The organism is Agrobacterium sp. V1 (genome assembly GCF_030518355.1).
GTDB classification, from domain to species: Bacteria; Pseudomonadota; Alphaproteobacteria; order Rhizobiales; family Rhizobiaceae; genus Agrobacterium; species Agrobacterium cucumeris.
In genome coordinates, this window is the sequence record NZ_JAULSF010000001.1 from 1,825,070 (window position 1) to 1,851,914 (window position 26,845).

A 26,845-nucleotide genomic window follows, 5' to 3' on the forward strand; every position below is an offset into this window, starting at 1 on the left:
CCTATGTCTCCCACCAGCACACCGGCAGCTGCCCGGCCCCTGAACAGCCAGGATTACAGAACTCTGGGTCTTTCGGCCCTGGGCGGCGCGCTCGAGTTTTACGATTTCATCATTTTCGTGTTTTTCGCCACCGTCATCGGCCACCTGTTCTTTCCGCCGGAAATGCCAGACTGGCTGGTGATGATCCAGACCTTCGGCATCTTCGCCGCCGGTTATCTGGTGCGACCGCTCGGCGGCATCGTTCTGGCGCATTATGGCGACCGTTATGGCCGCAAGCGCGTCTTTGCCTTCTCCATCCTCCTGATGGCGCTCTCCACGCTGGGCATGGCGCTGATGCCGACCTATGCCACCATCGGCGTCGCCGCCCCAATCCTGCTCATCATCCTGCGCATGCTGCAGGGTGCAGCCATTGGCGGTGAAGTGCCGGGCGCCTGGACCTTCGTTGCCGAACACGTGCCTTTCCGTCGTGTCGGGCTTGCCTGCGGTTTCCTCACATCGGGCCTTTCCTTCGGCATCATGCTGGGATCGCTGATCGCTTTCGCCATCAACTCGCTCTTCACACCGGAGGACGTGGCCGGTTACGCCTGGCGCATTCCCTTCCTGCTCGGCGGCATTTTCGGCCTCATCGCCGTCTATCTGCGCCGCTGGCTGGAAGAGACGCCGATCTTCAACGAGATGAAAAAATCGAAGTCGCTGACGGACAAGCTGCCGCTCGGGCTGGTGCTGAAGCACCATATGCGCGGCGTCATCATTTCCGCCCTGCTCACCTGGGTTCTGTCGGCGGCCATCGTGGTGACCACGCTGATGACGGCCACCTTTCTGCAGAAGCTTTATGGCTACACCCCGACGCAGGCGCTGGCTGGCACCAGCTTCGGCACGCTGTTTCTGATTTTCGGCGTCATTATCGCCGGTGCATTGATCGACCGTGTCGGCTCCGGCATTTTCTTCATGGCTGCCAGCATCTTCTTTGGCATCGCCACCTTCACCTTCTACAGCTATGCCGGCGCGTCGCTTGAAACCATGTTCATTCTCTACGGCGTCATGGGCCTTTCGGTCGGCATGGCGGGAGCCGTACCCTATGTCATGGTCCGCGCCTTCCCGGCATCGGTCCGCTTCTCCGGCCTCTCCTTCGCCTACAACGTCTCCTATGCCGTCTTCGGTGGGCTGACGCCGATCGGAGTGACGACCGCGCTTGCCGTCAATCCCATGGCCCATGCCTGGTATCTGGTCTTCATCGCCGTGCTCGCCTTCTGCATCGGCCTTTACCTCTATCTGCGTGGCAGCGAGGTTGAGAGCCATGTCGGCATCGAGGAACTGGCGGCGCTAAGATCGTAAGCGCAACGGGCAACAAAAAAGCGCGGGCAGAACCCGCGCTTTTTTTTGCAGCAACACGCCCGAAACATCAGGCCGCGCTGTCGATTTCCTCAGCGCCATTTGTCGGCACATAATTGAGTACCGGCCCGAGCCAGCGCTCGACCTCTGTGACAGGCATATCCTTGCGGCGCGCATAGTCGAGAACCTGGTCCCGCTCCACCTTGGCGACACCGAAGTAATAGCTCTCGGGATGACCGATATAAATGCCGGAGACCGAAGATCCCGGCCACATGGCATAGCTTTCCGTCAGCTCCACACCCGCCGCATTGGTGGCGTCGAGCAGGGCAAACAGCGTCTTCTTTTCGGTGTGATCGGGCTGGGCCGGATAGCCGGGTGCAGGGCGAATACCGGCATAAGCTTCACCAATCAGGTCATCACCGCCAAGAGCCTCGTCCGGCGCATAACCCCAGAATTCCTTGCGCACCCGCTCATGCATGCGCTCGGCAAAGGCTTCGGCAAAACGGTCGGCCAGCGCCTTGACGAGGATGGACGAATAATCGTCATTGGCCCGCTCGAAGCGCTCGGCAATCGCCACTTCCTCGATACCCGCCGTCACCACGAAGCCACCAACATAATCGGCAACGCCGCTATCGACAGGCGCCACGAAATCCGACAGCGCCACATTGGGACGACCATCGCGCTTGGAAAGCTGCTGGCGCAGCGTGAAGAAGGTGGCGAGCTCTTGCCTGCGGCTTTCATCCTTAAACAGCTTGATATCGTCGCCCACCGCATTGGCCGGCCAGAAGCCGATCACCGCACGCGGCCGGAACCACTTCTCCTCGATGATCTTCGCAAGCATTGCCTGCGCATCGGCATAAAGCTGCCGCGCCGCCTCGCCCTGCTTTTCGTCTTCAAGGATCGCCGGGAAACGGCCCTTCAATTCCCAGGTCTGGAAGAACGGCGTCCAGTCGATGTAACGGGAAAGCTCTTTCAGATCATAGGTCTCGAATACCCTGGTGCCGAAGAACTGCGGCTTGACGACGCTGTAGCTCGACCAGTCGATCTTGTGCGCATTCTCACGGGCACGGGAAAGCGGCAGACGCTGCTTTTCGCGCTCGTTGCGGGCATGGGCTTCCGCCACCTTGGCATATTCGCTGCGAATGCCATCGATATAAGCAGGCTTCTGCTCGGCCGAGAGAAGCGCCGACACGACGCCTACCGCACGCGAAGCATCCGTCACATAAATCGCCTGCCCCGCCTCGTAACGCGGATGGATTTTCACCGCCGTATGCACACGGCTGGTCGTCGCGCCGCCGATCAACAGCGGAATATCGAAACCCTGCCGCTCCATTTCAGCCGCCACATGCACCATTTCATCCAGCGATGGCGTGATGAGGCCGGAAAGGCCGATCACATCCACCTTTTCGGCAATCGCCGTCTCAAGGATCTTCGTCGTCGGCACCATGACGCCGAGATCGATGATCTCGTAATTATTGCAGGCGAGAACGACACCGACGATGTTCTTGCCGATATCGTGCACGTCACCCTTCACGGTCGCCATCAGCACCTTGCCGGCGGCACTGCGCTCGGAGCCGCCATTCTGGCGCTTTTCTTCTTCCATGTAAGGCAAAAGCACGGCAACCGCCTGCTTCATCACACGGGCGGATTTCACCACCTGCGGCAGGAACATCTTGCCCGAGCCGAAGAGATCGCCGACCACGTTCATACCGGCCATCAGCGGCCCTTCGATGACGTGAAGCGGACGGGCAGCCTTCTGGCGCGCCTCTTCCGTATCGGCCTCGATATAGTCGGTGATGCCGTTGACCAGCGCATGTTCCAGCCGCTTCTCGACGGCAAGCTCTCTCCAGGAAAGATCCTGCACCTTGGTGTCCTTGGCGCCCGTGCCACGGAAACGCTCTGCCACTTCAAGCAGACGCTCGGTCGCATCATCGCGACGGTTCAGCACCACGTCCTCGCAGGCCTCGCGCAGTTCCGCATCGATATTGTCGTAAACCGCAAGCTGTCCGGCGTTAACGATGCCCATATCCATGCCCACCTGAATGGCATGGTAGAGGAACACGGCATGCATCGCCTCGCGCACCGGCTCGTTGCCGCGGAAGGAGAAGGACAGGTTGGAAACACCGCCGGAAATATGCGTCAGAGGCATGGTTTCGCGGATGGTCTTGGTGGCCTCGATGAAGTCCACGCCGTAATTATTGTGCTCTTCGATGCCCGTCGCCACGGCGAACACATTCGGGTCGAAGATGATGTCTTCCGGCGACAAGCCAGCCTTTTCGGTCAGCAGCTTATAGGCACGCGCACAGATTTCCACCTTGCGCTGATAAGTATCCGCCTGCCCGACCTCGTCAAAGGCCATGACCACGACGGCCGCGCCGTAATTGTGGACCAGCCGCGCCTGCTGGAGAAACTTCTCTTCGCCTTCCTTCAACGAAATGGAATTGACGATCGACTTGCCCTGAACGCATTTCAGACCAGCCTCGATAATCTCGAACTTGGAGCTGTCGATCATGACAGGCACGCGGGCGATGTCAGGCTCGGCTGCGATGAGGTTCAGGAATTCCACCATCGCCTTTTCGGAATCGATCAGGCCTTCATCCATGTTGATGTCGATGATCTGCGCGCCGTTTTCCACCTGATCGCGGGCGACAGCCAGCGCCGCCGTGTAATCGCCGGCGGTGATGAGCTTGCGGAAGCGGGCCGAGCCGGTAACGTTGGTGCGCTCGCCGACATTGACGAAGGGAATGTCCTTGGTCAGCACAAAAGGCTCGAGACCAGAAAGCGACATGAAGGGCACATGTGCGGGAATCTCGCGCGGCTTGTAACCCTTCACGGATTCCGCAATCGCCCGGATATGCTCCGGCGTCGAGCCGCAGCAGCCGCCGACGATGTTAACGAGACCGTCACGCACGAAGCCCTCAACCTGACGCGCCATCATCTCAGGCGTTTCGTCATATTGGCCGAATTCATTCGGCAGGCCGGCATTGGGATAGGCGCAGACGAAAGTGTCTGCCACGTCAGACAATTCCTGCAGATGCGGACGCATGGCATCCGCACCAAGCGCGCAGTTAAGCCCGATGGTGAAGGGGTTGGCGTGGCGCACCGAGTTCCAGAAAGCGGACGGCGTCTGGCCGGAAAGCGTGCGGCCGGAAAGGTCGGTAATCGTGCCGGAGATCATCACCGGCAGGCGGATGCCCTTCGCCTCGAAACGCTCCTCGCAGGCAAAGATCGCCGCCTTGGCGTTCAGCGTATCGAAAATCGTCTCGATGAGAATGATGTCGGCACCGCCGTCGATCAGGCCATCGATCTGCTCGCCATAAGCAATACGCAGGTCATCGAAACTGACGGCGCGATAACCGGGATTGTTGACGTCAGGCGAAATCGAGGCCGTGCGGTTGGTCGGGCCGATGGCGCCCGCCACGAAACGGCGGCGTCCGTCTTCCCGCTCGGCGCGCTGGGCGGCACGGCGGACAATCGCCGCACCTTCGCGGTTGAGGTCGTAGACAGCATTTTCCATCTCGTAGTCAGCCTGCGCGATGCGCGTCGACGAAAACGTATTGGTTTCGAGAATATCCGCGCCCGCCATGGCGTAGCGATAATGGATGTCTTCGATGGCGTCCGGCTGGGTCAGGATCAGCAGGTCGTTATTGCCCTTCTGATGACAGGCACAGCCGATAAAACGGTCACCGCGGAAATGGTCTTCGTCAAAACCGAGACCCTGGATCTGCGTGCCCATGGCGCCATCGAGAATGAGGATTCGTTCGCTTGCGGCCTCGCGCAGCGCCTTGAAAATTTCCGCGCCGTCGCGCTTTGCCCCTTCGGGGCCAAACAGGTCGTCAAACACGGGCACACTCCTCATTTCGATTTGCAAGATCGCAAGCCGTCAAGTCACATAAAGATATGTTTATGTCAATATATCTTCAAGGGACAGGCATAGCTTTGCGCCGTTGCGGCAGACTACGAAATTTCACTGACAGATGACAGGTTTATACGGCAAGGATATAAGCCAATGCAGCAAACCGCATGGAGGACGAAATGCCCGAGGAAGATCATAACAGCCGCAACTGGAACACCCTTCCCTGGCACCGCCAATGGCTGGTGAAACAGGCCGAGGGACTTTTCGATTTCTTCCAGTATCGCGCCGTGAATTCCGCCGGCGGCTTCTTCGATCTCGACGCCAAGGGCGCGCCGCTACAGGCAAACGATCCCGTGCGCGGCATCCACGCTTCGGCCCGCATGGTGCACTGCTTCTCCATCGGCCATCTGCTCGGCCGGCCTGGCTGCGGCGATATCGTCGACCACGGCATGACCTATCTCTGGAACAAACATCGTGACAACGAGCATGGCGGTTATTTCTGGCAGGTGAACGATGCCGGCCCTGTCGACGCCACCAAGCAGGGTTACGGCCATGCTTTCGTGCTTCTGGCCGCCTCTTCCGCCAAGACCGTCGGGCATCCGCTGGCTGACAAGATGCTGGCAGACATCACCGAAGTGCTGGAAACCCGTTTCTGGGAAGAAAAACACGGCGCCATCGCCGAGGAATTCAACCGCGACTGGTCCCCCATCGAGAATTACCGCGGCCAGAACTCCAACATGCACCTGACCGAAGCGCTGATGGCCGCCTACGAGGCGACAGGCGACAGCAACTATCTCACCAAGGCCGAACGCATCACCGATCTTGTCATCCGCCGCCGCGCCGGCGAACTGGACTTCCGTGTGCCGGAGCATTTCGACGAGAACTGGACGCTCGACAAGGCGTATCGCGGCAATGAAATGTTCCGCCCCTCCGGCTCCACCCCCGGCCACTGGCTGGAATGGGCACGCCTCATCCTGCAATTATGGATACTGGGCGAACGCCGCCACGACTGGATGCCGGTCGCCGCAAAATCGCTGTTCGTGCAATCCATGGCGCTGGGCTGGGACCGCGAAAAGGGCGGCTTCTTTTATACGCTCGACTGGAACGACAATCCCGACAAGCGGTCAAAACTCTGGTGGCCGATGTGCGAGGCAGCCGGTGCCGCCCACTTCCTCAATGAAAACCTGCCGGCCGACCCCTTCTATGAAGACAGCTACCGCCGCATCTGGAGCACCATCGCCAACAACTTCATCGACCATGACAATGGCGGCTGGCACGAGGAACTGACGGAAAATCTGGTTCCGGCGCATACGCTGTTCCCCGGCAAGGGCGATATCTACCACGCGCTTCAGGCCTGCCTCATTCCGCTTTTCCCGGCCACGGGAAGCCTGACGAAGGTGATTGCGGAAAACGGCGGGGATTATTGAGGCGTCAACACCTTCCGTCATGCCGGCCTTGAGCCGGCATCCAGCCACGGCGCGTCTGCGACGTGAAAAGAGTTTCTAACGATCAAGGACTTGGATAGTGCTGGACCCCGGATCAAGTCCGGGGTGACTGCCACGCGCTAAACCTCAGAAACCGATGGTTTCCTCGAAATCATCCCACGACTGATACATCTCATATCTGCCGATACCGGGGATAGGAACATGCCCGTAATAGGGCGAGAGCTGGAATTCGGCCGCAGCCTCGCCCTTGCCGGCCACGGCGCCCACATAGATCGCCGAGGCAAGTCCCGTGCGATTGGCACCGTGTTCGCAATGGATGAGGATCGGCTTTTCCGCATTCTGCAGCACGGCCACCAGCGTTTCCGCGTCTTCCGGCGAAAGCTTTTCGCTAGAACTCATCGGAAAATCGACCAGCCGGATACCGTTTTTCTTCGCCGCCTGGCTTTCGGCGTCATACCAGCCTTCACGCTTTTCATCACGCAGATTGATGATGGTCTTGATGCCATAGGACTTGGCGTAGGCTGCTATGTCCTTGCCGCTCGGCTGGGCCGAACGATAAAGTTCGCCGGGGATGACCTCGTGGAAATTTCCGGTCAGCTGGCCGATACCCATATGCGCGCCCGCCAGAACAGGCAGGGCGACAAGGCCGATGGCCGTGATTTTCAAAAACTTCAAAACGATACGCAAAACATCAACCCGCGACATTCATCGGACGGGGGCGAGATGGCATCGCAAACCGGCGAAAACAAGTCCGGCACCGGCCAAACCAAGCATGGGCATGGCCGTTGACTCGATGACAGCCCTCGCAGACCCGTTGCGCCGCAAGGGTTTACCGGTGGCTGCGCAACGGCGCGAAAATTCTCAAAATACCGTGATGATGGGAACCGCGCCCGGCCGCCTAGTCGAACTCCGCCGAAATAACGGTGACACGCCATTCCAGCCGCTGCGGTTCCACTCTTTCATTGTTGCGCAACCGGAAAGCCCGGCACGCAGCGAAAGTCTCCCCCGCTTCGATGCGTCTTTCGCTCACCTGATAGGGATCGAAGGCGACGGAGGCACGGAAGGCGGGCTCGAACCCTTCGAGCGTATAGGTCAGGCGCTGCACCGCCACATCATTGTCGTTGCGGAAGCTGACGCGAATGGGCAAAGCCGGATCCGGGCAAGCCGCATCGAAACTGGCTGTCGCAATGACATGACCGAGCCGCTGGCTGCCACGCCACCAGTCATAAATGACAAAGGCCGCTGTCGCCCCCCAGATCAGCAGCAGGCAGATGACGACGGGTTTGAGATGCCGCGGAAATGCAATGAGGACCAGCAGAAGAATGGCACTGAGAACGGCTCCGACGATCACGTCGCCCCTCCCTCATAAAAACAAACCCGCATGCGATGCTGCCCTCCCTTACCCATTTCCGTCCATGGCGACCCGGCGTGATAGCGACGTTTCAACCGCTCTCCACACCCTTTCCGATGTGAAGCGGCTGGAGCGGCGAAGCAGCGGTCCTGCCACGGACAGACACAACTCTATGGTCGTGCCCCACGCTGTCAAGACAACCAAGCGTGACACCGGACTGACAGTTCGCCGGGCCACTGACGGAAAGACAAAGGGAACCAAACGCCGCTGAGGACGTTCGCCGCATCAGAACAGCATGGCGGGGCGAGAAAAATCGCCGCGATCCGGGCGCAACGGTCAAGAACATCGGAGGACACAGCGCCTCTTGGAATTGCCAGGCCCGAGACCATATTAAATGCGACTAATATATGCTATAGACGACAGTAGCTCAGGGAGAATAACGATGAAAACGCTGATCGTAACGTCACTTCTGGCCCTTTCCGCCAGCACCGCAATGGCCGCGGATGCCGTCTACGAAACGCCGGCACCTCCGCTCGCGCAGGAAACCCTGCCGGTCTTCACCTGGTCTGGTCCCTATCTTGGTATTCAAGGCGGCGCGGGCTGGGCGAATGGCGATTTTTCGGCTGGCGGCCCCGTCGCTTCGGATAATTTCGATGGCGGCATTCTGGGTGCCTTTGCCGGTTACAATTATCAGTTCGACAATAATTTCGTCGTCGGCATCGAAGGTGACGTCGATTATAACTGGAATGACAATGACTATGCCGGTGTGCAGATCGGCACCGACTGGCAGGGCTCCGTCCGTGGCCGTGTCGGTTATGCCTTCGACCGCGCCCTGCTCTACGGCACCGCCGGCTGGACAGCCACACGCGGTTTCATCGAAACCCCCGGCGCCGGCAAGGACAGCACCACATTCAACGGCTTCACCGTGGGCGCAGGTCTTGATTACGCCTTCACCGACAATGTGTTCGGCCGGCTGGAATATCGCTACAATGATTATGGCGACAAGGACATTTTTGGCGTCAATACCGATTTCGACCAGCACACCGTCAAGGTGGGCCTCGGTGTGAAATTCTGATCCTGCCCAACCGGATCAAGCATAAAAAAGCCCGGCCCTTCGCCGGGCTTTTTCTTCACTGAAAAAACAATGGCCGCCTCAATCTGCCGACCTTAGCGACGCCAAAAACATGAACCCCTCAACAACGAAACATTCACAAAGCGTTCAGCAGAGCCGTGCCATCATGCGGGCATAATGAGCCTCTATCTCCCAAGGCAGGCTTATGGAGTAGCCCCGATGAAAAAGATCATTCTTTCCACCCTTGCCGCGCTGGTCGCCACCGGCAGCGTTTTCGCATCCTACGGCACGGCTGCCGCGCAGGATTATCCCTATCGTCCGCGCTACGACCGTGGTTATGACCGTGGCGGCCCACCCCCACCGCCCTACCGCGAACACCGCCGCCACAATGATGGCGCCGCAATCGCCGGCGGCCTTGCCGCAGGCGTCATCGGCGGCCTGATCGGCGGCGCGATTGCCAACAGCAACAACGCCCCCCGTTACTACGAACCCCCGCCGCCGCCCCGCCCGCGCTGCTGGTTCGAAGACCGCCGCGTTCCCAATTCCTATGACGGTGGCTGGCATACGGAGAGCATGCGGGTTTGTAACTGACCGCATCGCTGAGATTTATAAACGGATGATCCGATCAGTCTGAATGACTGGTCGGATTTTTTGTTGGATGGAACCATTCCCTGGTGGATGATGTAAGCGTCCATGACGTTGCGGAGCTCGCGTGTACAAGAAACAGTTCGCTCGGACAGATGCTTGAGCCTCACCCAACCTTTCCATCATATCCCGCTCATTGTGTGCGGCGGATACGAGCCAGTGTCCGCAATTATCAAACTCGCGCGGGCCTCAAAATTTCAAGGGAAACTCGCAGCTTGCAATCCGAAGTTTTCGAGGTCTGCCTCAGAGTTTTAGAGCGGTAGAACGAGACATAATATCCACTATTTAAAGTTGATATTGAGAATCAAAAAACTTTCGTGCACCTTCGGCCAAACATCCGGAGTAGTACATTGACAGTTTCAGCAACTGACGTCTTCACACCAAATAGCAGCCCAGTTTACACATATGTCGAGCGCGCAGATCTCGATCTTGAACAACGTCTTCAAAACGCATTTTCCATGAAAAATATGGCCGTCTCAGTATCCGGCCCTTCCAAATCGGGCAAAACGGTTCTTTTACGAAAGGTTATTGATAAAGACCTTTTGATCAACATCAATGGTGCCTCCCTAAAATCAGCCGACGATCTTTGGCTCACAATACTCAAGTGGATGGATATTCCCTCGAGCGAAGAACATTCTGGCGACAAGGAAATGACTTACGGCACCTCCGTTAAAGCAGGCGGCAAGGCTGGTATTCCGTTTTATAACCGAAGGGTCTGCTGAAGGAGAGGTGTCAGTCGAGAGGCGCAGCGGAAGCTCGACAACTAAGACCTATTCTAAATCGGGAATGACTGACGTCATCAAAGAAATCGGTGGCAGCGATTTTGTCGTATTTATTGACGATTTTCACTACATTTCCAATGAGTATCAAGATGAGATTGGAAGGAACATTAAGGCCGCAATTGAGAATGGGGTTAAATTCTGCACAGCGTCGGTACCACATCGTTCGGACGACGTCGTTCGTTCCAACCCCGAACTCCGCGGGAGACTTGCCGCCATCGATTTGGGCTATTGGTCGCTCTTGCATCTAAAAATGATTGCGGAAGCCGGTTTTCGTGAACTAAATGTCGATTTGGCACCATCCATCATAGAACGCTTGGCGGAGGAAGCATTTGGATCACCGCAATTGATGCAAAGCCTTTGCCTGAACCTTTGCTTCCAAAAACACATACGAGAAACTCTCCTTCAGCATGTCCGCGTGGACGTTTCTGAAGAAGATCTCAAAGCGGTTTTTCTCCAAACCTCCACCTTTACCGATTGGTCATCTCTTCTAGAAAAAATCCATGCAGGTCCTCGTCAACGTGGAACCGAACGAAAAACATTTGCGCTTGCTGACGGCACAAATGGTGATGTCTATCGCGCTGTGCTGCTGGCAATGGCGTCCGAGCCTGCCCAACTCGCCTTACGTTACGATGAGATTATCGCACGAATAAGAGCAGTATGTCTGGATGACTTCCCAGTTGGGTCTAGCGTAAACGCGGCGCTCCAACAGATGACCGAGCTGTCGAAAGAATCTAATGCAAGTTCTCCCGTTCTAGAATGGAACGATGATGTACTCGATTTTGTAGAGCCATATTTCCTTTTCTATTTAAGGTGCTCTGATCATCTAAAAAAGCTTGGAGAATGAGCAAACGTCAGCGCTTTCGGCTAGTGGCATGCATGAATCCACGAGCAGACGTCTATAAAAATGGAAGCAAATAACTGTTTTCAAACGTTAGAAAATTGGTGGGCCTGGAGAGACTCGAACTCCCAACCAAGCGGTTATGAGCCGCCGGCTCTAACCATTGAGCTACAGGCCCTTATCGGAGCAAGGTGATCCGAAATACCGGTTTCGCAATGGTTCGAATCCGGTGGGTCACGCTCTAACGTAATTTTTATAGCCCGACAAGCCATTGATGCTTCCGCAAGGCACCGCCGCCGTATTAGCTACACAATCTAAGGCAATACCCTCCAAAGGGACACAATCAACGAGGAAACACCATGACGACAAAAAAGGCCCGCCTTTTCGCACTCACCGCTTTGACCGCAGCAGCAATGGTGCCGCTGGCCAGCCAGGTGCTTGCACAGGAAGCCAACCCGCGCGAAGCCACCATCAGTGTTTCCGGCGAAGGCCAGGCGGCCATTGCCCCTGATATGGCGATCCTGTCCTTCAGCGTCGTCAAGCAGGCGGAAACAGCGGCCGCGGCGCTTACGGAGAATTCCAAGGCGCTTGCCGATGTTCTGAAGGCGCTGAAAGAAGCCGCCATCGAAGACCGGGATCTGCAGACCAGCAATTTCTCGGTACAGCCGCTCTACAAGCATTATGAGCCTAAGGACGGCGTTTATGTTGCGCCTGAGATCACCGGCTATCAGGTTTCCAACGGCCTGACGGTGCGGGTGCGCGACCTGAAGAAGCTCGGCGCGATCCTCGATACCTCCGTCAAGCTTGGCATCAATCAGGGCGGCGATATCACCTTCACCAATGACAAGCCCGAAGCCACGGTTACCGAGGCCCGCAAGCAGGCCGTGGCCGATGCGATCGCCAAGGCGAAGACGCTGACGGAAGCGGCAGGCGTGAAGCTCGGCCGTGTCATTCAGATCAGCGAAAACTCGCAGCGCCCGATGCCGATGCCAGCCGGCGCGATGCGCGCGTCGATGATGAAGGAAGCCGACAGCGTGCCGATCGCTTCGGGTGAGAACAATTACAGCGTGGTGGTCAACGTCACCTTCGCCCTCGAACAGTAAGAACACGTCAAAGGCGGCACCTGCGTGCCGCCTCCCGCCCGTTTTAAATCCGGCATCGGCCGGTTAAAAAAAGAAATGCCCCTCGCCTGCCTTTCCGGACAAGCGAGGGGCATTTTTTATCCATCCGGCGGACGGGGATGTCACCGGATCGATATTGTCCGCTTTAGCGGCGGATGACCGGGCAGCCACGCTCATTGGCGAAGACGATGCGGTCACGGCCCTGACGGTCGAAGCCCGCAACCACGACGCGGCGCGGCGATACGTCAACAACGCGGGCACGGCGAAGACCCATGCGGCTTGCCTTTTCTTCCGCAAAGCGCGGCGAGCAGCCAAAGCGCGGGCGATCGGGACGACCCCAGCCGCGGCCTCTGTCATGGCCATAGCCATCCTGAACCTGAACTCTGAACTGAACATCCGAGCCAGCCGAAGCCGCAGGAGCGGTGGCGGAGATGCCGCCGAAGGCAATGAGAGCGGCAAGGCCGGCTTTTGCAAAGGTGTTGAACATGAACTCACTCCATTTGTTCTTCGCCGGCAGGGAACGTCCCTCAGCGATTGAGGAGACCCTAGTTCCAGCCGTCTGAACATTAACAGAACCGCATGTTCAGCAGGGGTTCATGGTTATTAACGGCAAAACACCCATTCATGAATGGAAGATCAGGCGGAGATATGCAGCACGATTTCGCGGCGGTGCGACCGGTCGCGATGCTCGAAAAGATAGATGCCCTGCCAGGTGCCAAGCGCGAGCCTGCCCTGCCCGATCGGCACGCCGATCGAAACCGCCGTCAGGGCCGATTTGATATGCGCAGGCATATCGTCAGGGCCTTCCAGTGTGTGGATGACCCAGCGCATCGAGGCATCGTCCGAAGGCGGCACGAGGCGGGAAAAGAACATCGAGAGATCGCGCCGGACATCCGGATCGGCATTTTCCTGGATAAGCAGCGAGCAGGATGTGTGCCGGACAAAGACTGTCAGCAAGCCTTCGTCCACACCGCTCCCTCTCACGAAACCATTGGCTTCGGATGTGAACTCGTAGAGCCCCTGTCCTTGGGTGGCGATGGTTATTGTCTTCTGCGGCACATTTTTTCTTTCAAACAGGCTGGAACAAAATCGGCACTGCGAACGTTACGCCATGTCAAATTCTATCCGATAGGGGTAGAGATAAAACAATAACGCGACGGCGGGCCGTAACAACTAACGGAAAAGCGACGTCACGGTTGCAAGAAAACAGGGAAGGGTTGGCAATATCAGAATGAATTATTCAGGCTTCCCCGTTCCTCGACGAACAGACTATTTTCGACACAAGACAAGTACCAAGCCGGGCACAGGGTGCGAAAGACTTCTTCATGGCATCCACTGACTATCAAGTCGACCTGACCAATTGCGATCGCGAACCCATCCACATTCCAGGTTATATTCAACCGCATGGCTGTCTGATCGCCTGCGACAATGCCCTGCGCATGGTCCTGCGGCATTCGGAAAACTGCCGCGACATTCTGGGCATCGAGGGAGATCTGAACGGCAGGACTGCCGAAGAGGTGCTCGGTAAGGACCTCGTCCACGATCTTCGCAACGCGCTGACTGTAACCGGCAGAACCACCCGCCCTGCCATGCTTCCAAACATGCAGATGAGCGATGGCCGCAGCTTCGATATTGCCCTGCACCGTTACAAATCCACCACCATCATCGAGTTCGAGCCATCGCAAGGCGAAACGCAGCCGCTTGGCACGGCGCGCAAGATGGTGGACCGCATCCGCGAGGCCGACAGCGTCGAAAGCCTGATTTCCAGAACGACCCGGCTGATAAAGGCGACTTTGGGTTACGACCGGGTGATGATCTACCGTTTTGAGGAAGACGGGGCCGGCAAGGTGGTGTCGGAGGCAAAACAGCCGGAACTGGAAAGCTTTCTCGGGCAATATTTTCCGGCCAGCGACATACCGCAGCAAGCCCGGGCGCTTTATCTCAAGAACACGCTACGCATCATTTCCGATGCCAGCGGTGCGCGCGTGGCGGTGCTGCCCGCTCTCGACGCCTCCGGCGAACCGCTTGATCTGTCCTTCGCGCATCTGCGCAGCGTCTCGCCCATCCATTGCGAATATCTTCGCAACATGGGTGTCGGTGCCTCCATGTCGATTTCGGTGATTGTCGATGGTGCGCTGTGGGGCCTCATCGCCTGTCACCATTATTCTCCGCGCGTGCTGACGATGCCGGTCCGGATCGCCGCCGAAATGTTCGGAGAGTTTTTCTCCATGCATTTGCAGGTTCTGAAGCAGAAACGCCGGCTCGATACCGTCAACCACGCCCATGCCGCACTTGACCGCTTCCTGCGGCTCGCCGCCCATCACGCCAACATCGAAGAGTTGCTGATCGACAGTTTCCAGGATTTTGCCGAGCTTATGCCCTGTGATGGCGTCGGGCTATGGGTTGGCAACAACTGGCACGGCCATGGCGCAACGCCGCCGCAGGATGCCATTCCAAGGCTGGCGCGCTTCGTCGCCTCGGCTTCCGAAAGTAAGGTCTGGGCCACCCATGCGCTGTCGCACGCCATACCGGAAGCGGAAATCTATGCCGGCACCGCCGCCGGGATGCTTGCCATTCCCTTGTCGCAGGTCAAGAACGACTATCTGCTGTTTTTCCGCAAGGAGATCGTTCAAAATCTGAACTGGGCCGGCAATCCCGAAAAATCCTATGAGACCGGCCCGTTGGGCGACCGCCTCACCCCGCGCAAGAGTTTCGCCATCTGGAAAGAAACCGTTCGCCTGCAGGCGCAGCCCTGGTCGGAAGCCGATCGGGAAATTGCCGAAGCGGCCAGAATTGCGCTTGTTGAGGTCGCCTTCCATCACAGCGAGTTGATGGCCGGCGAGAGGGAGCGCGCGGAAGTGCGCCAGCGCATGCTGAACGAGGAGCTTAATCACCGCGTCAAGAATGTTCTCGCCATCATCAAATCGCTGGTCGGCAATCCCTCGCAGGAGGGCAAGACGCTGCAGGAATATGTGAGCGCGCTGAAGGGCCGCATTCAGGCGCTGTCATTTGCCCATGACCAGATCATTCGCGGTGAAGGCGGCGGCGCGTTGCGCGATCTGCTGGAAGCTGAACTGTCGCCGCATCGCTCGCCGGAAACGACGGTGAAGCTTGCAGGTCCGCAGGTCACGCTCGATTCGCGCGCTTTCTCCGTCATGGCCCTGGTTCTGCATGAACTGGCAACGAATGCCGCCAAATACGGTGCGCTTTCGCAGACCGGCGGGCAGTTGCACGTAAACTGGGAAGTCAACGAGAACGGCGATTGCGAAATCCAGTGGCGTGAAACCCTGCCAACCAAGTTGCCGACGCCGTCGCGCGCCGGTTTCGGCACGGCGCTCATCAGCCGCAGCATTCCCTACGATCTCGGTGGGCGCAGCACGATGCGATATTTGCCGGACGGGCTGGAGGCGGACATTCTCCTGCCCTCCCGCCACGTTTCATCGGCCATGGCGGCCTCCACCGCAAAAACCGGGGAAGAAATCGTGCCGCAGGCCAGACGTTACAATCGGGAGGAACCGTTGAAGATATTGCTTGTCGAAGACCAGATGCTGATTGCCATGGATGTCGAAAACATGCTGGAAGACAACGGCATCAAGACGATCGAAACAGCAACCTCATCGGCGATGGCAATCGAAAAGCTGAAGAGCTACGTGCCTGACGTCGCCATTCTCGACATCAATCTCGGTTCCGACACCTCGATCCCCGTCGCCCGGGAACTCCACCGCCGCGGCATCCCCTTCCTCTTTGCCACCGGTTATGCGGATGGCAGCATGGTACCGGATGAATTCGGCAATGTGCCGGTGATCCGGAAGCCTTATGACGAGGATGCGCTCATGGCGGGTATCGGGCTGCTGGTGGGTGATCCGGAGAGGGTATAACGTCCTTAGTTCGCGAAAAGTGCCTTGCACTGCGTCATCCCTGGGCTTGTCCCAGGGATTTAAGCACACCAACAAAATCAATCGATTGCAGATCCTCGGGACAAGTCCGAGGATGACGAAAGAGATGTTGGGAGTTTCACCGGCGACCTCAGAATCTGCTGCCCTTACTGGAAACGCGTGAAGCCGCGCTTTTTCGCATCATCCGGGCTTACCGCATTGCCGATTTTAAACCGGAATTCCGTGACGGTATAATTCTCCAGATCAACCTCGCACTGGAACGATACATCGTGCCAGTTATTGCCGGTGTTGAATGCGCCGCCCGAAGCATCGATCGAGTTCCCGGAGATCCTGCCACCGGTATCTGAAAAGGGTATCATGCCTCTGGCGGCAAAACCCGCACCCTGAATTTGGGCCAGGGCCTCCGTGCTGCAAAGCTGCACGACACGGCGACGCGGTGGAAGATCACCGAACATCTGACGTCTCTGGGCGGGAGAAAGCAGCGACGAGGAAAGCAGACTTTTGGCAGCAGGAAGTTTTGCGGGCTTTTCTTCCGCCACGTCAGCTGGCTTTTCCTCCGTGGGCTTCGCTTGCGGCACGGGTGCTTGATCCGGCTCAGCCTCTTGCTTGGCGGGCGAAACCGCAATCTCCCCCTGATCGGCGGAAGCCTGAAGGTCGCTATTGGCGGCAGCAGGCGCGGGCTTCTCCTCTGCCGTTTTTTCCGGCTGGCTTTCTGGTTGCTCGGAAGGCTCGGTCTTTTCCGCCTCTTCAGCTTTTCCCGGCTTGTCTTCGGGGTCCGACTGCGCCTCTTCCGGCCTCATGGCGATGGCGGGCAACGTTGCCGGCATGGGCGGCAAAGGTTTTGCTTCCTCTGCCGGCGGTGCAGGCGGTGGTGGCGGAGGTTGCGGCTTCTCCTCCTGCTTTGCCTCTTCCGCACCGGGCGGTTTGCCTTCCTCTGCCTTCTTCTCCTCAGGCGGCGGCACCAGATCGACGCTGATGCTTTCCGGCTCCTGCGGCTCGGCTATCCGTTCCGGCAGTTCGAAAAGGAAGATCGCGACAACGGCAAGATGCAGCAGCACGGAGACGGGCACAGCCCAACCTCTCCACCGCCATTTTTCTGCCGAAACCTGTTCCATCTCATCGAACCTGAGCATTGCCTGTCAAATGCGGAACCGCCGTCACATCAGGACAATGCGTAAAAACAAAGGGATAAAGCATCTGGCTTTTCAGAGAAAAACGGAGCGCTTTATTTTCACACATAAGGCTTGTCGCAGAGTTCGCCAGTGCGGGAAACAAAAAACCCGGCCAGAGGTGACTGACCGGGTTCAATTTTAAAGGAAGCGAAACGCTTAGCTGTCGAGGAAGCTGCGCAGCTTTCTGGAGCGGCTCGGATGCTTCAGCTTGCGCAGCGCCTTCGCTTCGATCTGACGAATACGTTCGCGCGTGACCGAGAACTGCTGGCCGACTTCTTCCAGCGTATGGTCAGTGTTCATGCCGATGCCGAAACGCATGCGCAGAACACGCTCTTCACGCGGCGTCAGCGACGCCAGAACGCGGGTCGTCGTCTCGCGCAGGTTCGCCTGAATGGCGGCGTCGATCGGCAGCAGCGCGTTCTTGTCTTCGATGAAGTCACCGAGATGCGAATCCTCTTCGTCACCCACGGGGGTTTCGAGCGAGATCGGCTCCTTGGCGATCTTCAGAACCTTGCGCACCTTTTCCAGCGGCATGGCCAGCTTCTCGGCCAGCTCTTCCGGGGTCGGCTCGCGGCCGATCTCGTGCAGCATCTGGCGCGAGGTGCGAACGATCTTGTTGATCGTTTCGATCATATGCACCGGAATACGGATCGTGCGGGCCTGGTCGGCGATCGAACGGGTGATTGCCTGCCTGATCCACCAGGTCGCATAGGTCGAGAACTTGTAACCGCGACGGTATTCGAACTTGTCGACCGCCTTCATCAGGCCGATATTGCCTTCCTGAATGAGATCGAGGAACTGCAGACCGCGGTTGGTGTATTTCTTCGCAATCGAGATCACCAGACGCAGGTTGGCCTCGACCATCTCCTTCTTGGCGATACGCGCTTCGCGCTCACCCTTCTGAACCATCGAAACGATACGGCGGAATTCGGCGATGGAAATGCCGGTTTCCGTGGAGAGGTTCTGGATTTCCTGACGGATTTCGCGGATCGTGTTGCTTTCCTCGCGGGCGAATTCCTTCCAGCCGCGAGCGGCCAGATTGGCAATCGACTTCATCCAGTTCGGGTCGAGTTCCGCACCGTGATACTGCTCGAGGAAGCTGTCGCGCTTGACGCCATAGGATTCGGCAAGGCGCAGCAGGCGGCCTTCATTCTGCATCAGGCGCTTGGAAATGTCGTAGAGCTGCTCGACGAGGCTGTCGATGCGGTTCTGGTTCAGCGACAGCGACTTGACGGCCGTGATCAGCTGATCCTTCAGTTCCTTGTAGCGGCGCTCCTGACCGGAGGACAGGGTGCCGGTGCAGGCCAGACGCGCCTCAACCTGCTGGTCCTGAAGCTTGCGCAGCTTCTTGTAGGTATCAGCGATGGTGTCGAGCGTTTCCATGACCTGCGGGCGCAGTTCGGCTTCCATCGCGGCAAGCGAAAGATTGGACTCGTCGTCGTCCTCTTCTTCCTCTTCCGGCGGCAGGCCATCGCCACCCACATCGGTCACGTCATCGTCGCCGCTCGGCGCACGCAGCTTGCGGGTCTTTTCCTTTTCTTCGGCAGCCTTGCGGTCCGCCTCGATCTTTTCCGGGCTCTGGAACTGCGGCGCAGCCTTGGCTTCCGGACCGGAATAGGTGGTTTCGAGATCGATGATCTCGCGCAGCAGCGTCGTGCCTTCGTTCAGTTCGTCGCGCCAGATGATCAGCGCCTGGAACGTCAGCGGGCTTTCGCACAGGCCCGAAATCATCGTTTCGCGGCCGGCCTCGATGCGCTTGGCGATGGCGATTTCGCCTTCGCGCGACAGAAGCTCCACCGAACCCATTTCGCGCAGATACATGCGCACCGGGTCATCGGTACGGTCGGTCGGTTCTTTCTTCTTGGCGGTCGCAAGTGCTGTGCCGCCGGAGGGCGCCAGTTCGCCGCCTTCGGAATCTTCCGACTCCGAATCGTCGCTTTCGGCCTCGCCAGACGCTTCCTCCGCATCCTCGTCCTCAATGACGTTGATGCCCATATCGGACAGCATCGCCATCGTGTCTTCGATCTGCTCGGAGGTCACCTCTTCGGACGGCAGGACGGAATTCAGCTCGTCCATCGTCACATAGCCGCGCTTCTTGGCGGCCTTGATCATTTTCTTGACCGCGTCATCCGAAAGATCGAGAAGCGGACCGTCCGTCGCACCGTCGCGTTCGTTTTCTGCTTCTTCGTTTTCTTTGACTTTGGTTGCCATCTATCTCGTCGCTTTCCCTGACGCTAACACCTGTTCCGCCGCATCGCCGTCCGCCCCTTGAGCATCCAGCGGTTTGCCGCGAATCACTGTCAGACACCTAACGGAGTGATCTTTAATTGCCGATTAACCACGGCAGCCTCAGGCAGAATGCAAAGACAGTGCACCCGGAAATGCTTGCTCATGCAATTTCTATCCGCCAAGGCTCATTCCACCTTACTTTTCCTGAAATGGTGATTCCCGCTATTTCCCGCCCCGTCAAGCCTTTGAGGGCGAGACAGCCACGGAAATTCTCAAAAAAGGCCGCATTTCACGGTTATCACCAGACTATCCCCTATTTAGGACGCTTGCCGCAAAAGGCAACCCCACACGTCTTTCAATTCTTGGCCAGCCCTTTCAGCCATGGCCGAAGGCCGGCCCCTTCACCCGGCCGGACATGACCCCGAAACCATCGATGATCGCCTCCTGATTTTCCATTCGGCCGATTTCAAGCTGCACCTCCGCCAATGCCCGCACCAGAAGCGTGCCGCGCTCGTCATCCGTCGCCTCGGCGATTTCCCGTTCCAGCTCCCGCTTCTGCCAGAGCAGGGATTTGGTTCGCTTGTGCAAGGAAAGCGCCTGCACATAACCTTCGCGCGCATCTTCCATCGCCGCCTGTTCAGTCGCCGTCCACAGGCGGGCATTGCGCACCTGCTGGTCCATGGTCTTCAACAGCGCCTCGAAGTCCTGCTGTGACAGGCGCTCTATCAGCCCTGCCCGCGATATCTCCGCCGCACTTTCCGCCGCATAGGTGAGCACTGTCGACCACAGACGTTGCAGATCGCGGTTTTCATAATCGATGGCAGCGATCTCGTCATATTCCTCGAGCAGCAATTCGGGATGGTTGACGATGGTGATGGCAAGAACGCTTTCCCGGAGCGAGGGCTTGGTCTGATACCCCCTCACCAGACCCGATTGCGCCAACCGGTCCGAAATACTGCTGGCAGGCGCCGACATCGCCCCGCCCCGCCCCGGCGCATTGCGCTGGAAGCCGCGCCCGGCGCCCTGCCCGCCATCGCGACGGAAGTTCCCGCCCTGTTGCCCGCCCTGCTGAAAGCGCGGTTGGAAGAAGCCATTCAGCCTGTCGCGCATATCCTGCTGGTAAAAACGGCGCACCGTCTCGTCGCCGATCACGGAAACGATCTGTCGCAGACGGCTTTCAAGCTGGGCCCGCTTTTCGGGCGTATCAAAGGTAACGGCGGATGTTTCACGGCTCCAGACCATCGCGGCAAGCGGTTTGGCTTCCGAAAGCACCCGGTCGAAGGGCGCCCGTCCCTCCAGCCGCACGAGATCGTCCGGATCTTTTCCGTCAGGCAAAAGCGCAAAGCTGACGGAGCGGTCTGGCTTGATATGCGGCAAAGCCAGATCGGCTGCACGGTTGGCGGCGCGAATGCCGGCGCCATCACCATCAAAGCAGAGAATCGGCTGCGGTGACATTTTCCAGAGGAGATCGAGTTGGCTTTCCGTCAGCGCCGTGCCGAGCGGCGCGACGGCGTTTTCGACACCGGCCTGATAAAGCGCGATGACATCCATATAGCCTTCAACGGCAATAACGGTACCGCCGGCAGCCTGCGAGGCGCGGCGGGCGCGGGCAAAATTATAGAGAACATTGCCCTTGTGAAAAAGCTCGGTCTCGTTGGAATTCAGATATTTCGCCACCGCATCCGCCGCCATGGCGCGGCCGCCGAAAGCGATCACCTTTTCCCGCGACGACAGGATCGGGAACATGATGCGATCCCGGAACCGGTCATAAGAAACCGGCACGTTCTCATGCACCACCAGCCCGCAGGCCTCCATCTGCTCGCGCGCCACACCCTTGCTGGCCAGATGTTCTTTGAGAGCATTACGGCTATCCGGCGCGAAGCCGAGCCTGAAAGTCTCGATGGTGCGTCCGGTCAACCCGCGATCGCGCAAATAAGCCCGCGCCGGCGCGCCAAGCGCCGTCTGCAACTGATCCTGAAAGAACAGCGTCGCCATTTCCATGACATCCTGCAGCGAGGTGCGCTCACGCTCACGCTTTTCCGCCTGCGGATCGGGCTGCGGCATGGAAATGCCGGCCATATCGGCAATCTGCTGCACGGCCTCGGGAAAACTCAAGCCCTCAAGGTCTGTCAAGAACCGGAAATGATCGCCGGAAACACCGCAACCGAAACAATGATACCGCCCCTTGCGGTCCTCACAATGGAAACTGGGGCTTTTTTCACCGTGAAACGGGCAGCAGGCCCAATAATCGCCCCGCGGCGTATTGGTCTTCTTCTTGTCCCAGGACACACGTCGACCGATCACATCGGAGATGTTCACGCGGTCGCGTATCTCATCGAGAAAAGAATTGGAAAAGCGCATGGGTTACCTGTTCGAGGCCAGTCTTTCATATAAGCGCATAAAGGCCGCAATACAAAATGGATAGGCAAATAATACCCGATATTCACAGGCGGCATTGACATAAGTGTATATACAGACGAATATACAAGTATATATACGAACTCGACGCATGAGTGCCTGTGAGCTGAAAGCAGCGGTAGGTCACTCATGGATATCGTGATGAAAGATTTCATTTCCTTTGACTGGGATGAAAACAAGCGGCTGAGCAATATCGAGAAGCACGGTATCGACTTTCCAAGGGCGGCACGAGCGCTTTCACAACCCCATCTAGAAAGTCGCTCCGACCAAAACGGGGAATGTCGTATTCTGGCGATATGCCCGGACACGGACGATCTCATCGCAATCGTTTATACGATGCGGGGCGAGGTCTGCAGGATCATATCAGCAAGAGCGACAAGGAAAAATGAGCGAAGAACGTATCGTCAGATATTCCCTGGATGAGATCCGGGAAAAGATCGCCAAAGGTGAAGATCGCACCGATTTGGCCCGCATCGATGCCATGACCGACGAAGATATCAACCGCGCCATGCGCGACGATCCAGACTGGGCCGGCTTTGAAGACATCGACTGGTCAAAGGCCGAAGTGGTTTTCCCCACAGCCAAACAATCGATCTCCATTCGCCTCGACCAGGATGTCGTCGATTTCTTCAAATCCACCGGCAAAGGCTATCAAACCCGCATGAATGCGGTGCTGCGCCACTATGTGCATGAGCAGAAAAAGCGGCCGGGCTGAAACGTCTCGACACGGATTGCCCGAATTCGGCGCAGAAGGCGAGGATCATTTTCGAGCGATTGGGAGACGGTAGGTCCCCATTGCGCCTGCTTTCGGCAAATTTATGGCAGTGCAACATCACCAAAAATTATGTTTTTGTAATTTGAGCGCCCCGTCGCGGCGGTGTAAAAACAAAACACAGTCAAAGGCAGTGCGTGAACATTTCCATAAATCTGCCGACGCCCACAGGCACGTCCCCCTAAAAAAGCCTGTGAGGACCGCATTTTGATCCGCCGGAATGCGCTTTCGTCGACAGAAAAAAGGCAGGGTAGCCGTGGCTACCCTGCCTTTACTTTTTCCAACACGCTGGAAGCCTACTTCAGCAGATCCTTGACAACGCCGGAGGCCTTGGCGAAGTCGATCTGGCCGGGATAACGCTCCTTCAGCGCGTTCATGCACTTGCCCATGTCACGCAGGCCGGAGGCACCGGTCTCGCTGATGACAGCCTGGCACAGTTCGCGCACCTTTTCGGCCGGAATCTCTTCCGGCATGAATTCCTTGATGATGACGATTTCCTCGCGCTCCTGCGCGGCAAGCTCGGGTCGGCCGGCACCGTCATAGATGGTGGCGGACTCTTCGCGCTGCTTTACCATCTTGGTCAGGATCTGCATGATATCTTCATCGCTGACGGGGTCCTTGCCCACGCCGCGATTGGCGATATCGCGATCCTTGATGGCCGCCTGAATGAGACGCACGGTCGAGGTACGTCTGGCGTCCCGAGCCTTCAGCGCATCTTTCAAAGTATTTGCGAACGTGTCGCGCATCATTTTTCTTCTCCTTGGGAAAGCCCATTCCGCAGCTTCGCGATAGGCAAACTTTCCACCTTATTTTTCGCAACGACATAAACGAGCAACTACGCTCAAGCAAATCAATTGCATAAGCCCTTGAATCCACGGCATCTTAAATCCGCGTAAATCTTGGGCCCATGGTTGACCGCTTGGGCTGCTTTCGTTATTTTCCGGCACCTGCACGAGATTTTAACGAAGGGTCGGAACGCGAGCTTTATCGCGCGCCCCTTTATGTCACGAAGCCTGCGACAAAAATGGCCCCTTACCCCCTGCCTTTCAAGAGGCGGGGTGCGAAGCGGCAGAAACGGAACGAGATGACCGAGACAGCGCCCTGGACTACCCGCAAACCGACTGCAATGCTTGTTCTTGCCGATGGCACGGTGATTGAGGGCACAGGCATCGGCGCAACCGGCAAGGTTCAGGCCGAAGTCTGTTTCAACACGGCGCTGACGGGTTACGAGGAAATCCTCACCGACCCGTCCTATCTCGGCCAGATCGTCACCTTCACTTTCCCACATATCGGCAATGTCGGCACCAATGAGGAAGACATCGAAGACCTGACCCCCGCCGCCCGCCGCGGCGCCGTCGGCGTCATCTTCAAGGCCGATATCACCGACCCTTCGAACTTCCGCGCCGTCAAGCATCTGGATGCCTGGCTGAAGGCCCGCGGCGTCATCGGCCTTTGCGGCATCGATACGCGCGCGCTGACGGCATGGATCCGCGAAAACGGCGCACCGAACGCGGTCATCGCCCATGATCCGAACGGCGTCTTCGACATAGAGGCGCTGAAGGCGGAAGCAAAGGCCTGGAGCGGCCTCGTCGGCCTCGACCTCGCCATCGAGGCGACTTCCGGCCAGTCCTCCACCTGGGCTGAAACGCCGTGGGTCTGGAACAAGGGTTACGGCACGCTCGGTGAAGCCGATGCCAAATATCACGTCGTCTGCGTGGATTTCGGCGTCAAGCGCAACATTCTGCGCCTTTTCGCCGGTCTTGATTGCAAGGTGACGGTGGTTCCGGCCCAGACTTCGGCCGAAGACATTCTGGCGCTGAAGCCGGATGGCGTGTTCCTGTCCAACGGCCCGGGAGACCCCGCCGCGACAGGCGAATATGCCGTGCCGGTTATCCAGAACCTCATCAAGAGCGAACTGCCGATCTTCGGCATCTGCCTCGGCCACCAGATGCTCGGTCTCGCCGTCGGTGCGAAGACTGAAAAGATGCATCAGGGCCATCACGGCGCCAACCACCCGGTCAAGGACTTCACGACAGGCAAGGTGGAAATCGTCTCGATGAACCACGGTTTTGCGGTTGATGCCAAATCGCTGCCTGATGGCGTCGAAGAAACCCATACGTCGTTGTTCGATGGCACCAATTGCGGCCTGCGCATCGTCGGCAAGCCGGTCTTCTCGGTTCAGCACCACCCGGAAGCATCGCCCGGCCCGCAGGACAGCCACTACCTCTTCCGCCGCTTCGTTAATCTGCTGCGCGAAAGACAGGGTGAGGCAGCGCTCGCCGAGCGCTGATGGGCCTTTCGCGTTCGACGTCATCCTCGGGTCAAGGGCGAGGATGACGACAGAGCGTTACATTCCAGAAAGAACACAACGGCCCGCTATCAGCGGGCCGTTTGCATTTCGCGCTTCACCAGAATGACGAAGCGGACGGTGAGCAAAACAGCCGCCGTCGAAAGACCGATCACGAAACCGAACCAGACTCCACGTCCGCCAAAGCCGAGCGGAAAGGCCATGGTCCAGGCAAGTGCCAGGCCGATCGGCCAATAGGAAATCAGCGCCAGCATCGCTGGAATGCGCGCATCCTTCAGCCCGCGCAGCAGCCCTGCCGTCACGGCCTGAATGCCATCCACCAGCTGGAAGACGCCGGCGATGACAACGAGGCTGCTGGCATAAGCGAGCACTTCCGCAGCTTCCGGCAATTTTGGATCGAGGAACCATTTCGCCAGAAAATCCGGAACGACCGCAAACAAAATGCCGCCGCAAAGGGCAATGCCACAGGCAATGGCGTAGATCATGATCGAAGCGCGAATGAGGTTTTTGAAATCGCCCTGACCGCGGGCGATGCCCACGCGCACGGTTGCCGCCTGCGACAGGCCGAGCGGGATCATGAAGGCGATGGAGGCAAGCTGCAGGGCAATGCCATGCGCCGCAAGCTGCACGGTGCCGATCTGCCCCATCAGGATCGATGCGGCGGCAAACAGCGTCACTTCGGCAAGGATGGTGATACTGATCGGCAGGCCCAAGCGCAACACTTCGAAAAGTGCATGCCAGTCCGGCCGCCAGAAACGCACGAACAGCTCGTATTTCTTCGTCTCCTCACGCGTCTGCACATAGATAACGATGAAGATGAAACTGAAGGCATTAACGATGACGGCAACGACGGCAGCGCCATTCATGCCCATTGCCGGCAGGCCGAAATGGCCGAACACCAGCGCATAGGCCATCAAACCGTTCATGACCAACATGATGATGGTGACATAAAGAATGATGCCCGCACGGCCGATGGCGCTGACAAGGCCGCGCAGCACGTAGAAAAGCAAAGCCGGCAGCAGGCCGAATTTGGCGATGGCGAGATAATGGCCAGTCAGCGCCGCCACGTTGGGGTTCTGCCCGAGATAGACCAGAATCCGCTCGGCATTAAAGAAGACCGGCAAAGCGAGAATCCAGTAGGCGATCGCCACCCACATACCCATGCGCAGCGAGCGGCGGGCCGCCGTCGCATCGCCCTGCCCGTAGGCCTGCGCCACCATTGGCACCACGGCCACGGAAAATCCCGAGCCGAAAATGAAGACGACGAAGAAGAACTGCCCGGCCAGCACCATGGCCGCCAGCTTTTCAGCCCCCAGCTGTCCAACGATGACCATGTCAGTGGTATGGATGCCAAGCTGGGCGAGCTGCGCACCGATAAGCGGAATTCCAAGCGCAAGCGTAGCCTTGAAATGCGAAAGCCACGACCCCGATCCGGAGGGAACGGTTTCTGCAACAACCGACGAAGACATTGTAATTCACCTGAATTTTGGCCATTGCCCGCGAATTGCGCAACGGCAGCAGGGTGATGAATAAAATATTCCCTTCCTGCACGCAACCTTTGCGGCCCGATGATCAAAATTTACGCAGAATTCCAAACCCTGCCGGCAC

Annotated in this window: 21 protein-coding genes and 1 tRNA gene; 11 read left to right on the top strand and 11 right to left on the bottom strand. The window is 58.0% G+C overall.

The genetic code is table 11. The features are described 5' to 3' along the window. Positions 1-3 precede the first annotated feature (3 nt). Positions 4-1,335, top strand: a complete 1,332-nt coding sequence (locus QSV77_RS08950) for an MFS transporter (RefSeq protein ID WP_302733187.1) — start codon at positions 4-6, stop codon at positions 1,333-1,335. A gap of 67 nt (positions 1,336-1,402) precedes the next feature. On the opposite strand, the gene metH is transcribed toward QSV77_RS08950, so the two are convergent. Further along, positions 1,403-5,176: a methionine synthase gene (gene metH / locus QSV77_RS08955; protein WP_302733188.1), complete on the bottom strand. Its 3,774-nt coding sequence runs from the start codon at positions 5,174-5,176 to the stop codon at positions 1,403-1,405. A 179-nt stretch (positions 5,177-5,355) separates the two neighbouring features. Here metH and QSV77_RS08960 point away from each other — a divergent pair, with 179 nt between their 5' ends. Beyond that, positions 5,356-6,615, top strand: coding sequence for an AGE family epimerase/isomerase (locus QSV77_RS08960; protein WP_302733189.1), 1,260 nt, complete (start codon positions 5,356-5,358; stop codon positions 6,613-6,615). Positions 6,616-6,759: 144 nt separating this feature from the next. Here QSV77_RS08960 and QSV77_RS08965 read toward each other — a convergent pair whose 3' ends face one another. Continuing rightward, the gene (locus QSV77_RS08965; protein WP_271362197.1) at positions 6,760-7,320 is read right to left on the bottom strand and encodes a dual specificity protein phosphatase family protein; all 561 of its coding nucleotides are present in this window, start codon (positions 7,318-7,320) and stop codon (positions 6,760-6,762) included. Between the two features lie 211 nt (positions 7,321-7,531). After that, positions 7,532-7,984, bottom strand: coding sequence for a hypothetical protein (locus tag QSV77_RS08970; RefSeq protein ID WP_142840314.1), 453 nt, complete (start codon positions 7,982-7,984; stop codon positions 7,532-7,534). Between the two features lie 442 nt (positions 7,985-8,426). Between QSV77_RS08970 and QSV77_RS08975 the strand changes: the two genes are divergently transcribed. The 4 genes from QSV77_RS08975 to QSV77_RS08990 all read left to right on the top strand — a co-directional run bounded on the left by QSV77_RS08975 (position 8,427) and on the right by QSV77_RS08990 (position 11,327). Then, complete coding sequence (locus QSV77_RS08975) at positions 8,427-9,059, top strand: outer membrane protein (protein WP_302733190.1); 633 nt, start codon at positions 8,427-8,429, stop codon at positions 9,057-9,059. A gap of 216 nt (positions 9,060-9,275) precedes the next feature. Then, positions 9,276-9,647, top strand: coding sequence for a hypothetical protein (locus QSV77_RS08980; RefSeq protein ID WP_302733191.1), 372 nt, complete (start codon positions 9,276-9,278; stop codon positions 9,645-9,647). 404 nt (positions 9,648-10,051) lie between these two features. Continuing rightward, complete coding sequence (locus tag QSV77_RS08985) at positions 10,052-10,423, top strand: hypothetical protein (protein ID WP_302733192.1); 372 nt, start codon at positions 10,052-10,054, stop codon at positions 10,421-10,423. 64 nt (positions 10,424-10,487) lie between these two features. Further along, a complete protein-coding gene (locus QSV77_RS08990; protein ID WP_302733193.1) occupies positions 10,488-11,327 on the top strand; it encodes a hypothetical protein in 840 nt (279 codons plus the stop codon). Positions 11,328-11,423: 96 nt separating this feature from the next. On the opposite strand, the gene QSV77_RS08995 is transcribed toward QSV77_RS08990, so the two are convergent. Beyond that, positions 11,424-11,499: transfer RNA gene (locus QSV77_RS08995), tRNA-Ile, on the bottom strand. Positions 11,500-11,680: 181 nt separating this feature from the next. On the opposite strand from QSV77_RS08995, the gene QSV77_RS09000 reads away from it, so the two are divergent. Beyond that, positions 11,681-12,424 (top strand): SIMPL domain-containing protein, encoded by a 744-nt coding sequence (locus QSV77_RS09000; protein ID WP_269703268.1) that lies wholly within the window; start codon positions 11,681-11,683, stop codon positions 12,422-12,424. A gap of 163 nt (positions 12,425-12,587) precedes the next feature. On the opposite strand, the gene QSV77_RS09005 is transcribed toward QSV77_RS09000, so the two are convergent. Then, the gene (locus QSV77_RS09005; RefSeq protein ID WP_142840317.1) at positions 12,588-12,929 is read right to left on the bottom strand and encodes a hypothetical protein; all 342 of its coding nucleotides are present in this window, start codon (positions 12,927-12,929) and stop codon (positions 12,588-12,590) included. A gap of 149 nt (positions 12,930-13,078) precedes the next feature. Continuing rightward, positions 13,079-13,501: a secondary thiamine-phosphate synthase enzyme YjbQ gene (locus QSV77_RS09010; RefSeq protein ID WP_302733194.1), complete on the bottom strand. Its 423-nt coding sequence runs from the start codon at positions 13,499-13,501 to the stop codon at positions 13,079-13,081. A 266-nt stretch (positions 13,502-13,767) separates the two neighbouring features. On the opposite strand from QSV77_RS09010, the gene QSV77_RS09015 reads away from it, so the two are divergent. Next, positions 13,768-16,320 (top strand): HWE histidine kinase domain-containing protein, encoded by a 2,553-nt coding sequence (locus QSV77_RS09015; protein ID WP_302733195.1) that lies wholly within the window; start codon positions 13,768-13,770, stop codon positions 16,318-16,320. A gap of 164 nt (positions 16,321-16,484) precedes the next feature. On the opposite strand, the gene QSV77_RS09020 is transcribed toward QSV77_RS09015, so the two are convergent. The 3 genes from QSV77_RS09020 to dnaG form a co-directional block, all read right to left on the bottom strand. Then, a complete protein-coding gene (locus QSV77_RS09020; RefSeq protein WP_302733196.1) occupies positions 16,485-17,408 on the bottom strand; it encodes a DUF930 domain-containing protein in 924 nt (307 codons plus the stop codon). A gap of 258 nt (positions 17,409-17,666) precedes the next feature. Then, positions 17,667-19,721 (bottom strand): RNA polymerase sigma factor RpoD, encoded by a 2,055-nt coding sequence (gene rpoD / locus QSV77_RS09025; RefSeq protein ID WP_142840321.1) that lies wholly within the window; start codon positions 19,719-19,721, stop codon positions 17,667-17,669. A gap of 393 nt (positions 19,722-20,114) precedes the next feature. Next, on the bottom strand, positions 20,115-22,100 hold the full coding sequence (gene dnaG / locus QSV77_RS09030) for a DNA primase (RefSeq protein ID WP_302733197.1): 1,986 nt from the start codon (positions 22,098-22,100) through the stop codon (positions 20,115-20,117). 198 nt (positions 22,101-22,298) lie between these two features. On the opposite strand from dnaG, the gene QSV77_RS09035 reads away from it, so the two are divergent. Continuing rightward, the gene (locus QSV77_RS09035; RefSeq protein WP_302733198.1) at positions 22,299-22,580 is read left to right on the top strand and encodes a BrnT family toxin; all 282 of its coding nucleotides are present in this window, start codon (positions 22,299-22,301) and stop codon (positions 22,578-22,580) included. Then, entirely contained in the window at positions 22,543-22,872 is a 330-nt protein-coding gene (locus tag QSV77_RS09040; protein ID WP_302733200.1) for a BrnA antitoxin family protein, read from the top strand. Before QSV77_RS09035 ends, QSV77_RS09040 begins: the two co-directional genes overlap by 38 nt. Before the next feature lie 353 nt (positions 22,873-23,225). On the opposite strand, the gene QSV77_RS09045 is transcribed toward QSV77_RS09040, so the two are convergent. After that, positions 23,226-23,675 carry a GatB/YqeY domain-containing protein gene (locus QSV77_RS09045; RefSeq protein WP_170979832.1) on the bottom strand — a complete coding sequence of 150 codons (450 nt, stop codon included), beginning with the start codon at positions 23,673-23,675 and terminating at the stop codon, positions 23,226-23,228. Positions 23,676-24,013: 338 nt separating this feature from the next. Here QSV77_RS09045 and carA point away from each other — a divergent pair, with 338 nt between their 5' ends. Next, a complete protein-coding gene (gene carA, locus QSV77_RS09050; protein WP_142840325.1) occupies positions 24,014-25,219 on the top strand; it encodes a glutamine-hydrolyzing carbamoyl-phosphate synthase small subunit in 1,206 nt (401 codons plus the stop codon). A gap of 89 nt (positions 25,220-25,308) precedes the next feature. Here the strand turns inward: carA and QSV77_RS09055 are convergent, their stop codons facing one another. Continuing rightward, positions 25,309-26,706: an MATE family efflux transporter gene (locus QSV77_RS09055; RefSeq protein WP_302733201.1), complete on the bottom strand. Its 1,398-nt coding sequence runs from the start codon at positions 26,704-26,706 to the stop codon at positions 25,309-25,311. Between the last annotated feature and the right edge of the window lie 139 nt (positions 26,707-26,845).